Source organism: Chryseobacterium sp. CS3K3.1, assembly GCF_059515165.1.
The window spans coordinates 242,959-256,198 of sequence record NZ_JCAKRV010000004.1 but is presented as its reverse complement, the minus strand read 5'-3'; the positions used below and the strand labels follow the sequence as shown (position 1 = coordinate 256,198).

5 protein-coding genes and 1 pseudogene are annotated in these 13,240 nt (G+C 34.1%); 1 reads left to right on the top strand and 5 read right to left on the bottom strand.

Annotated features, from left to right (window positions below; all coding sequences use genetic code 11):
- Window positions 1–111: 111 nt before the first annotated feature.
- Window positions 112–618 (bottom strand): hypothetical protein, encoded by a 507-nt coding sequence (locus AC5YGI_RS06325; RefSeq protein WP_496167820.1) that lies wholly within the window; start codon window positions 616–618, stop codon window positions 112–114.
- A gap of 296 nt (window positions 619–914) precedes the next feature.
- Here AC5YGI_RS06325 and AC5YGI_RS06320 point away from each other — a divergent pair.
- Window positions 915–1,127 (top strand): annotated as a pseudogene (locus AC5YGI_RS06320) (XRE family transcriptional regulator); the annotation flags it as partial.
- Window positions 1,128–1,242: 115 nt separating this feature from the next.
- Here the strand turns inward: AC5YGI_RS06320 and AC5YGI_RS06315 are convergent.
- The 4 genes from AC5YGI_RS06315 to AC5YGI_RS06300 form a co-directional block, all read right to left on the bottom strand.
- A complete protein-coding gene (locus AC5YGI_RS06315) occupies window positions 1,243–3,219 on the bottom strand; it encodes a hypothetical protein (RefSeq protein WP_496167819.1) in 1,977 nt (658 codons plus the stop codon).
- 3 nt (window positions 3,220–3,222) lie between these two features.
- Window positions 3,223–6,666 (bottom strand): Eco57I restriction-modification methylase domain-containing protein, encoded by a 3,444-nt coding sequence (locus AC5YGI_RS06310; protein ID WP_496167818.1) that lies wholly within the window; start codon window positions 6,664–6,666, stop codon window positions 3,223–3,225.
- Window positions 6,666–9,977, bottom strand: coding sequence for a helicase-related protein (locus AC5YGI_RS06305; protein ID WP_496167817.1), 3,312 nt, complete (start codon window positions 9,975–9,977; stop codon window positions 6,666–6,668). The genes AC5YGI_RS06310 and AC5YGI_RS06305 overlap by 1 nt, the downstream gene beginning before the upstream one ends.
- A gap of 477 nt (window positions 9,978–10,454) precedes the next feature.
- Complete coding sequence (locus tag AC5YGI_RS06300) at window positions 10,455–13,211, bottom strand: COG1470 family protein (RefSeq protein ID WP_496167816.1); 2,757 nt, start codon at window positions 13,209–13,211, stop codon at window positions 10,455–10,457.
- Between the last annotated feature and the right edge of the window lie 29 nt (window positions 13,212–13,240).

The following is a 13,240-nucleotide window of genomic DNA, read 5'->3' as shown; positions in this document are numbered from 1 at the left end:
AATAGCGTCCCTATAATAAGAACTTGCGTCTTTGCGATTTCCAACCAAAATATGATAACAAATAACCACAAAAAAGCACGTTTTCACGTGCTCTCAAAAAAGTATTTATTCTTACTTATTGTTGTTTGAACCGGATGTAGGTGGTGTTTCAGTGGGTCCTGAGGTCTGTCCCGTCACAAAAAACTGCTTCATATCGTCATAAATAACATTGGTACCCGGTACATTCTCTTCAGAAAGGTATCTGATGCTTCGATAGAAACTGATGGCGTTATGATAATTATCGTGATCCAGTAATACCTTGGTGTCTGAAAGTTGTTCAGTTAAAGAATCCAGTTGTTGCAGTCTTTGTTCAATCTGTTCTCTGGCGATATAATCTTTATCAAATTCTGCTTTATCCAGGAAGTTAGGAACATACTGGGCATATTGTTCCATATAGATTTTGGCTTTATTGACGAAAAGTTTGTTCTGTTCTGCAATTCTTCCGTATTGCTGTCTCTGATCCGGAGTAAGGTTGATGGTTTTTCCCAACAGTACAGACTGGATATCCTGAATTGCTTTATCAATCGTTTCCAGATCACTTGTTGAAAAGCTTACACTGATTAAATTGTCTAGTGCCATAATATTGTGTTTTTTTGGTTTGTACGATCAAATATAGCGAGTGCCAGGCATAGAAAAACAGGGTGTTGTAAGATTTTCAGCACGTGTTCATCAGAAAATGAAAACCAGATAACAGGGTTTATTTTTTCTGACTTTTTGATGAAAAAAACGGGCATAAAAACGGAAATGGCGAAATAGGAGAGGAGGACCGTTTCACAGTATCAGCATGAAGAACAGAGATTGTAATTAAGCTGTTTTTTAAGGGGCATTTTTATAAATATTTTTCTATATTTAAACCTCATAAATGTTGAATTATCATGGAACATACAATACATCAGGGACGCAATGTAAAACGATTCAAGGAAATGCTGGGCATCAAGCAGGAAGCATTGGCGCTTGACCTTGGGGACGACTGGAACCAGAAGAAAGTTTCTCTGCTGGAACAGAAAGAAATTATTGAAGACCCTCTACTGAAAAGAATTTCTGAAGTATTAAAAATTCCGGTGGAAGCGTTTCAGATAAATTTTGATTTTCAACCAAAAACGGTAAATCATTTCCCTCAAAGTCTAATTTTTGTAAGCCTTGTGAAAATCAAATAATACAAACCTGTTTCGATCCGTAAAGATACAATTTATATGTTCGGATTTAAATCGTTATTCCTGATTTATCAATAATATCCTTTAATGACCAAATGCTATTTTTAATTGATGTATTATCAATAAACATCTCATCAGTAATATTAAGTATATTATCTCTCTTAAGGTTAGCAATTAGCCTATCTAACTTATCTTCCCGTTTTTGACAAGCATCAATTTCTGTTTGGTTTAATGTTTTGTTTTGTGCAGGAACATGAAATACTGTTCCTTCGTGTTGCCACGTTAATACTTTACATTTTGGATATGTTTGCATTGTTGCTCCATCTAATTCATCTATATAAAAGTCCGATAGTAATTCAAAGTCAAAGGTGTAGTTTGCTGTTGTGTGTTTAAACTGTAATTCCATTCCTTTTGTTAATAATAATGTAAGTTTCGGAACAGGATATTGAGTCTTTATTTCATTTATCAATTGAAATGCTTTATCTAATTCCACTTTATATATAGGCATAGAAATATGTTGAAAATGTGCTTGGGGATTTAACACCATCAACTTAGTCTCCTCAAAGCATTGTTTTATTTCATCAGAAATTGGATTGCTCAAAGCCGAATACCTACTAACCATATTTCCCCATAAGGTTTGTAATGAAAGAAAGCTACCATCTGATTTATACTTTAATTCATTAGGCAATCTTTCATTTACTAATTTTTCAAGTTCTTTACGTATGAAAATGGAAGAAGCTGTATAATCTTTAGCTTTATAATATTTTTTCGCTTTGTCAATGAATTCTAAATCACTATCAATTAAAATAGGATATTCCCTATTTGTTGTTTCATCTTTCCCAGAATACATTTCTTTAAAGACCCATTCTTTCGGATCATGTAATTTCTTTATTTTGAATGCGACAAAATCATATAAATTTTTGTCATGTGTTAGGAAGATTAGTTGGTAGTCATTAGTAAATTTGTTTTCTTCATCTAACAAAAAATCTATTAATTTATCTCTGTTATTCATATCAAGACTTATCATCACATCATCAAAAACAATGAATTTTAATAAGTCAGGAGCTTCTTCATTTATTCTTTTTCTTAAAACTGTTAGCCGAATTGCAATAGCAATAGCAGTAATTTTTGCTTCATTTAAAAATGATTGTGGACGGTGTATAGGAACTGGATTTCCCAAATAAGAGGTAATAACTAATTGGATTTTGAATGGATTACAATAATAATTAACATCAGCTTTTTTATGCGTATGTGGTGAATATCTTAGCTCAAAATCAATGTCATACCCTAACTTCTTTAGTATTGAAGGAGCATTCACATTTATGAAATCAATCAAATCTTGCATTTGTCTTTCAAAATGAGCACTAAATCGGTTGAACTGCTTATTCCCCTGACTATACTTGTACACTTGTATTACTTTGCCTTTTGCATTTGTAGTTGTTCCAGGTCCAGTATTTATTTCTTGCCACATTTCTATAGCATTGGTGCGAGGCTGTAGCGTCCCATCCCTCCATATATCAAACGAAGGAAATTTTACATATGGCAAAATATAACCTGTAAAAATCTTAGCTAAATCAATGGGTTCCCCGTTCCAAAAATCTTGAAATTTATATAGCACCTTATAATTCAAAAAATCAGATGCCTGATTTACTTCCACAGCATTAGGATTCGTACTTATTGTTGTATCCAATAAAGAAACCTCATAGTTTACCGGAGGATTATCTGTTGTTGTCACCTTTATGAATGAATCATAAAATATTGATTCACCAGTATATATTGGCTCAGCATGTATATTCAAGAGTGATTCTTCTGATTCTGAACTATGTCTAAAATATTTTTTTATCTCTTCTACATCATATTTTACAGAAGCCTCAAACAATGTGTATAATGACCAATAAACAGAACTTTTACCACTACCGTTTTCTCCAAATAGTAATAAATGTTTTCCGCCAAGCTTGATAGGGTCTTGTTCGTTGAAAAACTTAAAATTATATATTTGTATCTCGTCAATGCAAACTTTACTCATTTCCTACAAACTTTTATTAATAACAGCTAATGTGTCTTTACTACGAGTATCTATCAATAACATGCGCTGACGTACAGGGTTCTCTGGTTTTTGAAACCACAAATAGAATTCTTTAATTATATCTGCTTTATCTTCTGATTTGAGTAATCCTGTAAGCGGTTTAGGAGCTATAAATTCCAGTACGGATATCCCATTTGTCTCCATGTGGTTTTTGAAATACAATTCATATACCATCATATCCAATATATCCTCTATGTGCGATGCGATTCTATCATTAGACGTATGCTCCACAATTGATTTATTATCAGGGTTTTTCAAGAACATTAAGTAATCTACTATTATTTCAAATGGTTGAAAATTCTCAGGAATTACAATTGGAAACTCCTTAATATCTTTGACCAGTATTTTTGGAAACGCTCCCTTGGTAGCTTTAGGAGAATTGTTAAAATGATAAAAAGTAGCTAATTTAGAATTAAGTATTGCCGATAGTATTTTTACAGAGTATGTTTCATTTGATTTGACAATTATGATTGCCGGATCATTATACATTTCTTCATAAGCTATTGCTGCAAATATTGAAGGATTCGTAATTTCTCGAATTAATAATCGTTCTCCAATAAAATACTTTTGCTCTCTAGGATTGGCTATACCATCACAATAATCAATGTATTCTTTACCATTCCATACAACCTTATATCTGGTTACATCTTCTCCCCACAACCATTTTTTTAAATCATGTTTGTCGAAAGAATTATAATGATACGCTCTAGATTCTATTATTTCTTTTGATTGCCCTTTATAGGAGTCATAGGCAATTAGTCCTTGACTTATTTCTGGGAAATAATAAATCAACTCTTTTTTATCTGTTTTTATTAAATTTACTATATCTATAATTTTCCTGTCAAGCATAAATGCCAAGCCCCAATTTTGACTCATCTCAAATAAATCATTTTTTGTGAGAAACAAACGATCTTGGTTTACTAGTTCGGAAAAAGTATTTTGATTTTTAGTCTTTCTAAATCCTATTTTTTCGGAAGTGTTTTTCTTCCATAGATTAATAGTATTTCTTACTGTTGCAGTTTGAAAAATGCTAAATTTGGTACAATCCAATATTTCTGTAATTTCCCATCTGTTTAATAATTCAATTCTGTAGTTTGAAGCATTGGTATTAAACAAATAGGTATTTGGAATGATATAAGATAATGTACCTTTATTCTTTGACAATTCATAAGCCTTTTCAATGAAATAGTAGTAAATTTCAAAATCAGGAACTTTACCTAAAACTCTTAAAACAGCATCCCGATAATCTCCTTTTATTGAGACCCCATATGGTGGATTCCCTATTACTATATCGAACCCTCTTTTATCTTTATCTTCAATGATTAAAGGATTTAATAATTCTGGAAAGTCCAAAGCCCAATCAAAGTGTGAGAAAGACTCATCATTATTTTTTAAATGTTTTATTTTAGCTAAAGTCTTACGCCATCCTTCCGTTTGTAAAAAGCCTTCCATTTGTCTCTTGGTAGGTTTCGCATTTCCGTCAAGGGTTGTCCCTTTGGTTTCGATCATGACTTTTAATTCCGTAGAAAGTATGTCTAATTTTAGGGTACGTATTTCCTTTGATATTTTTTCTTTTTTCTGTCCTTTGGCTTTAAAATATTGTTTTTGCTTTTCTGAGATTTGCTTTAGAAAGTCTATTTTCTTTTCGATTAGTTCCTGAGCAAATAATCCGCCTTTTGCACTGTCTGTACTCCAGTCGATTTCAATAATTTCATCTTCAAATTTGCTTACCAATGAGTTTCCAGCCACTATCTTATAGGCAAGATTGGGAAGAGCTTTGGGTACATCTGCATCAACGATCAAACTTAACCAAAATCGCAATTGTGCAATATCAACAGCTCCTTTTTCTATATCTACACCATATATGGAATTTTGGATAATATTTTCTTTGACCGTCGCAGGACTCCAAACAGTAAAACCCAAATCAAATGCAATTCTCTCTTTGAGCATGAAAATTTCCTGCAACAGTCCCATAGGGAAAGCTCCTGAACCAATTGCGGGGTCACAGATTTTTACTTTATCCAGTAAACCATTTATTTCATTGAGTTCTTCGACAGATAATTGTTCTTTTTCTTTTTGTTTTACAAACAGGTCAATACCTTCTTTTTTGTCTTCACCTATATGTGTAACCAAGTACTCAATCAGCGATTCCTGTGTCATATAATGCACGATTTCCTTAGGCGTGTAGAATGTACCTTTGTCTTTATTGTCTTCCAATAAGTTTTCAAAAATATGCCCTAACATTTCAGGATCTACGGCTACCGTATGCTCTTCAGGACTGTTCTCGTAAATAGTGAAATTAAAACGGTTGAAAAACTCGAATAAATCAGCAAACAGTTCTTTAGGGAAAGTGAGGAAATCGTGTTTGTCCGATTCTTTGTCAAACAAGCCTCCGTTTAGATAGGGTATCTTAACGATAGAGTTATCAGGCATTTCAAAATCGTCATTTTCACGCTCTTTATTCAGAGTATCATAAAATAACTTTGTTAGCCAAATCGTATAAAATGTATCGTTAGCACCAGCTTGATTAAAGAAATTTTGCATAAAATTCTTATCACCATCGGCATTTTTGTAATTTCCCGTAGGCGATCCCATCCACCCTTTTTTCTGTAAGAAATATAGGAAGACAATTTGCCCTAATAACTTCTTACAAAAGTCACGAGCGATAACTTTATCCCCATTGAACACCGATGCTAAAAACGGTGATGGGTTTTGAACAGGAACTAATTCATACTTTCCACCTTTTTTTATAAATTCATCACCTGTCAGGTATTTAATAAATTTTGCATAGTGGGTTTCTCTGTATTCATCAAAGAATTCTTTAGACATTGCTTCTACAGCAAAAGCATCTTGAATATCTTTGACCTTGATTTTATTTTTACTTTCTAATTCTAAAAACCGATCCGTTGCAGTTCTATACGTTTCGTGTTCGTCTCCAAAAACATAGGTGTAACGCTTAGGATTGGTTTCGGTAGTTTGCACCTGTCCATCCTGAAAAAAACTATCGTAGGCAATGAATGAAAAACGCCAATGTTTATCAGTAACATTCTCATACCTAAAGGTGGCAAATACAGCATTATTCCCTATAATAAGCTTTTTAACCAATGCCCCTAAGCCAACACGAGCAATTTTCACTTTACTAAAGTCTTCTACTGTAATTTCGTATAGTTCAACTTTTCGGTTGTCATGTGTGGTAAATTCGCCATATTTAACCACTTTTTTTGCGGTACGCAAGTCCGTTTCTGTCAACATAATTTCCTGCTCACCGTCCGTATCATATAAAACAAACTTCTGAACCGAATCTTTGAATATAGGTTTTAGAACATTATCCTCAAATGAGGTTCTGTCGTAGTCTGACGTGAATATTTGGTATAATGTATTTTCCATTATTTGCTTTCGATATAAGATTCTGAAATTACTATCTGAGGTTTACTAAATAGAGAAGCCCTTTGCTCTTTAATTCTTGCCGTATCACTAAAATTCATTCCTTTCAGAACGTTGTCATATAAATTAGCTATTACCTTATGTGGATCGTTCTCCGTGTTTTCTTTCATAAACTTTTTAATGTTATTAGGCAGTTGCCTGTGTGAACCTTTGTATATTTCATCTAAGGCTCTTTGCATCTGCGTTTTGAAGAACGAATTATCAGTTATCCCTATAAAATATTCCAAATCCTTTATTACTTTCTTTTCCGTGGCAGAAAGCTGTGCTTTAGTAACATTTTTAGTCTCTATATTTTTTGCTACGGTTTTGAAATGATTTAATGCCTTCGCTACCTGATTGTGATGATTAGACGGAAGTTTTACCGCTTTTTCTTTTATTGAAGCTTTAAATATTTTAGCTGCATTTACAAAGGTGAGTTCGTGAACGATATTTTTTTCATCTGTTTTATAAAAAACACCGGGATGTCCTTCACTTTTGATATAAGTAATTGATGCGTTGTCCACGTTGATAAATGATTCTACGTTTTTTGATTCTCTCGCGATTCGGGACTTTTTGGGAATGCTTTTTATCTGGTTAAATCGTTTAAGATTATTCTTTTTAAACTCCCTCAATTCTTGTAGAAACAATAATGTTTCATTAACCTCTTCTTTTAGTTTAGAACCATACAGACCAGCTTCGCCAACTTCCTCTAATTGTGAATAAATCTGGCTATCTTCACCAAATGCTGAATGAAAAGCCTGCAACTTTTTAATTGCTGTACTTGTAAGTTTAATTTGATTTTCTGATTTATCGGAAGGATAAAAGTTGAAAACGTTGATCTGATTTGCTTCTGTACCAATACGGTTTACACGCCCGATTCTCTGCATCAGTCGAGTGGAGTTCCAAGGAACGTCATAGTTTATTAAAACATTAGATCTATGAAGATTTACACCTTCTGCTAAAACTTCGGTAGTGAAAATAATATCGTAATCATTTTTCCAGTTTTCTCTTTCCTGATTAGCATCAAAATTTTCTAAAATAACAGGGAATCTATCTTTGCGATTCTCGGCACTTACTGTGATTATTTTTTTTATACCAATTTCTGTCAAACGGTCATATACATATTCAATTGTTTCCTTTGATTCTGAGAATACAACAAGTTTCCTTGAATGATTATGTGTTTTACTTAGAAACTTGGTTTTCAGATCAGTGATAAACTTCTCTAATTTTGGGTCATAAGTGATTTCTGACCATTCTTGCACTAATTGCTCAATTTTTCTTTTATCCTCTTTCAGGAACTCTAAAAAATCCTCTTTGAAATCATTTTTTGTATATACCTGATTATTTCCACCTTTCGCATTGATTTTCTGTTCCAGACCTTCTTCATCACTTTCATTAAGATATTTGTTCACATCAATATCAGGAGCAACATATATCTTATTCTCTTCAAACATCTTAATCATGTGTTTGGTATTGGTAAGAAGTCTTGACAATGATTTTTTAAACGCATAAAAGCTGCTTTCCAAGCGTTTAACTAAAAGCGTTTTCATAATGGCAGAGAGCCTGTTTGAAATAGCTCTTACATCTCCGTAGCGTTTACGGTCTTCCTCGTTTATTAAATATTCAATTGCTCTATACCTGTAAAAACCTAATCCATCAAACGGATTTAAGTGTTCATCCATTGATGTAAGCATTGAAATAGTTTTATCAAATAATAAACTTAGTTTATCATCAAACTCATATTTAACTTCGTGAGGTGGATTTATCTTCGGAAATACTATTCCCTGTTCTGTAATATCTTTTTTGAAATCTTCATTATTTTCAATATCTGTTCGGCTTCTGCGAATAACCAAAGGTTCTATTACTTTATCTCTGATTTTATCAAAGATTTCCTTAACCTTTTTTATATCAATTTTTTCGTCTTTTTTTAGCTCGTCATACTCTTCTTTCAGAGGGAGAAAAAAAGCCTGTAAATCTTTTACGCTTGGCAGATTTGAATTTCGTTTATCCTGAAACAGATAAATTTGATTTTCTATATCAGCAGGATGATTATTTAATGGAGTCGCTGAAAGCAACATCACTTTTTTGCGAGTGTCGCCATCACTTCCAGGTATTACTCTATCTGATTTTGTAATTGTTTGAAGCTTTTCGTACATATTAGATGTATCGTTTCTAAACTTATGAGCCTCATCAATTACAATTAAATCAAACTCATTTGGATTTGGATAATTACGATTTTTACCATCTAATATTTTATGTAAACTTCCGGTAGAAACAAACCATGTATTGTTTTCAACATGAAAATCTTTTATTGTTTTTTTCCAGTTATCTTCTAATGCAGGAGGGTAAACAACCAATACTTTGGAATGATAGCCATTTTCAAATACAAACTTCTTTATTATTATTGAAGCGATTATCGTTTTACCTAAACCAACAACATCGGCTAAAAAGAATCCATTGTATTTCGTCAACTTTTCATATCCTTCAATTGCTGCTTCGGACTGATATGTTAATTTCATATAGTTGTCAGGCAGAAGCAAATCAATATTGGTAGGGTCATATTCTATACGATTTCCGAAATATTCTATCAAAAGCTTTATATATAATTCAAAAGGCGTAAAATTCTCATTAAGAAAAGTATCCTCTTTTAAACTCGAAATATCAATTGGCAATATATCTACCGCCTCATTCCATAAATGCTCAAACTCATCTGATGCAAACTTTATATCATCATAATCTCTCAGCTCAACATTGAACTCATAGTTAGATTTATCACGACAACCTAATCCTGCTTCGGTTAAATTTGAAGAGCCTGTAATGACACTTCCTGTCGAATATTGATTGAATTCCTTAGGCCTGAATATGTATATTTTAGCATGTAAATTTTTCTCTGGATGAGCCTTTATAATTATTTTTTTTGTGGTGATATCTTCTATGAATTGTAATATACCATCTTCAATGTCTTTACAATAATCAGCGTTTTGTATATCTTCTTTTAAAGTGGAAATAAATTGATTTATTGTTTCTTCTGGATATATTATGTATTGCTGACCAATTGTATGGTATTTTTCTACTATTACATCAACATTTATACCTACTAAAATCCTGATTTCTGCAATATCATTTAGATATGGTCTTAGTTTAAAATAGCCTGTGGCTCTGAAATATCCTACAAGTGCATCAAAGTGATGAATATTTGGTAAGTTTTTAAAAACTCCCTCAAATTTCTTTAGTAGACTATTCTCATTTTTATTTGTGAAAAATTTTGTGCTCATTTATTTTGTCGAATTCAATAATTCTTTATCAATATTTAAAACTTTTACAATTTCTAAAAAAATCAATTGATGGTAGAATCTAATTCATATCTCAAAATAAAAATGCTGCTTTGCTTCTTTCTAATTATTCGGTGAGCCAACATTATAGTTTTCCTTTTTTTGATAAGACCAACTTTTAATCTATTGATTTTCATTGCATGTTATATTCTTAACATTTTGTGATAAAAATAATAAAAAAACGATTCATTATCGAATCGTTTTTAATCTTTAATGGAAATAAAAATTCTGTATCAGTTTTTTATGTTTTGCTTAGGTTATTGTTTTAATCTTCTCACACATTGACCTTCTCTCGACACTGGCAGATGTACAAAAATCTTCGTACATATATGTTTTCTTACTCTTTGCGCTGATAGCAAATAGACACTGCAGGCATATTTCTTAATAATATAGGAGTATAATGAATTATATCTCATTACTTTAGTTCCCAAACTTCTTCACCCTGATCACCTTCTCCCTCACCTTAATCACAAACGGCTCAAGTTGTACTATTTTCCCGGCCTCCACTTTGAAAGTATCAGTAGAGCGTTCGCAATAGGTATTGGACGGCAGAGAGTTTTTGTTCAGCTCAATCCTGTAAGTTCCGGAGGGCAGGAAGGAGGCAAATTCCCCATTGTCATTGGTGATGATATGATGTACTAACTTTTCATTACGGTAAATATTGAAAAGAATACCTCCGACTTTGGGCGTGAAATCTACTGCTGTTTTGGTGTCAAAATCATAGGCTATTTTTCCCTGAGTCGTTCCGTTTTGATGAAGAGGGATTTCAAAAGAGTAGTGGTGTTTGTCTACCGTAAATTCAGTTTCATCATAATACCAGCCTTGCTGGATCACCTGTTTCAGGGCATATTTTCCATAAGGGATAGAACGGTAGCTGATAGAACCTGACGGGTCGGTTTTAAATGAAATATTGTTAAGCATAATGAGATAGCCAGCCGCTTCTTTGTCGCCCTCATCATAGATATTGTTTTCGTTCAGGTCATAATAGACAAATGCTTTGATGTCTCCTTTTTTACCCGGATCAAGGGTACTGTTTCTAAGGTTGACGGTTACACCGGCTTCCACGGTCAACAGATTATTGGTGAAACTTCCTGCAGTATAGCTGAAGTAGGAAGAGTTCAGGTACAGGGCGTACTTTTCCCTTGAATACTTCAGGTTCATAAAGCCGGAAGGCGACTTTCCATACAGAACATCATCCGTATAAGAAACCCCTGAGGTGACATTCAGCTGACGGTTGAAGAAGTTTTTATTCACAAAAGCAGAAAGGGAAAGCTTTTCGTAGGGAGTGCTCTGGTTCATCATTTTTGAAAAAGCATATTCGGAAAGAAAATAACTTCCGTGCTGATAGATCCCGTTCACGGTAAGCCATTTGTAGCTGTAAGTTCCGCTTACTTTCATCTGAAACTGCTGTTTATCGTTGTCCGGATATTGTGCCAATCCTGTTTCCATGCTTAAGATGGAGGTGTGTTGCTTATCAGGACTCAGCCAGGTAAGGTATTCCGTAAAACGCTGTGCTTTCAGCTGTTTTGTGTTTTCGTAAGGCTGGGCATTGAAAAAATTATTATAAGAATTGGAGTTTTCTTCCTGATACTGGTAGCCAAGTCCCATCCCGAAATTCCCTTTTTTAGGGAAGTTGATTCCCGTATCCAGTCTTAGATTGCTCGAATTCAGGGTGTTGTCGTAAAAGTAGAACTTAGGTGAAAAATGGGAAGCCGTAATGTTGGCATACACATAATGATCTTTGAAAATCATGGTAGAGAAATTCTGCTGAATCTGCAAAATTCCTCTTCTGTTTCCGGGATAATAATCTGTGCTGTAGAAATAATTTCCGTTCAGATTGACCTTTTTGATCATTCCGGAATATTGTGATTCCAAAGCTAAAGAAGGCTTGGTAGGCTGGTTATTTTCGTAGAAACTCAGTCCGCCATACACCTTGGTGTTGGTTCTCCAGTCTTTACCGAAAGCATACTGAAGGTCTGTTCCGGCTACATGATGTCTGGCTTTTTCGTAAGGATCGTCCCTGAAAATATAGGTTCCGGAGATATTATGGGAAGCGTTTTGAGCTCCAAGAGTTCCTCTGGTATAAAATCCATAACCAGATTTCAGAAAAGAATTTCTTTCGATCAGGCTGTAGGTCTGATCTACGAAACCTGCTTCAATTTTTTTGTCTTTATCAGGAGACGTGTAGGCATATTCCAGCCCTCTTCCGAACATGGAAAGTTCCAGTAATTTATTGATGTTTCCGATGGTGAATTCATTGTTTTCCCTGTGATAGGTCAGATAGGTATTGTTGACAATAGGATCACTCTGATTCGTCATGGTATAGATATTTCCCCGGATGAAAATATATCCTGAAGGAAGGTTGAAACCTCCGGAACCTACCAATTGATACATGTCAAGGTTTTCTCCGGCATGTCTGTAACTTGCTGTGATGGTATTCCTGGTAAAGTTGGAAAAAGCAGTGGATTCCAAATCCTCATAACGCTGTACCGAAGAAACATTTTGCACAGATACCGTAGTGTTGCCGAATATTTCTCTGTCCGGCTCTCTGAAACCTGCGATATTAACGGAAATCTGAGAATTGCGGGATCTGATTCGGGAAGGCAGAAAACGGAACACAAAGACTGAATCTTTCTGCACGCCAATACTTCCTGTTTTCTCTATAAAAGCATTTCCCTGCTCAGCTTCAGGAATTTTAAAGACAACCGTTACATGCTGCTTTCTGTTCCCAAGATTGGAAACCCTTGCCCTTACTTCTACCGAATCGGTAGCCTTATTCACATAAATCAGAGGGGTTTCTGCCGTGATGCGCATGGCATTATTTTCAGTAACGGTGTAAGGTATTTCTTTTTCCGCCATTGTTTTATTCTGCTGGTCCGAAAGACGGAAACCCAGACGGGATTCTCCTGAAACGGCATTATTGCTGACCACGATCTTTACGGGAAGGAAAAGGTGTTCCCCAGATTTCATTTCGACCTGAAGATTGTTGCCCGAAATATTTCTGAAACCTTGAGGAATGGTAATATTTATTTTTCCTTTGAAATCATTTGTGCTTTGATTGTCAAGGACGATGATCAGATCCAGGATCCCTGTTTTATCTGTTCTGGATTCATTACGGATATCAAGACTTATCCCGGAACTGCTTTGTGCCGGAATCCATATCTGAAACGAAATCAAAAAAATGAAAAAGATTTTTTTGAACAGGT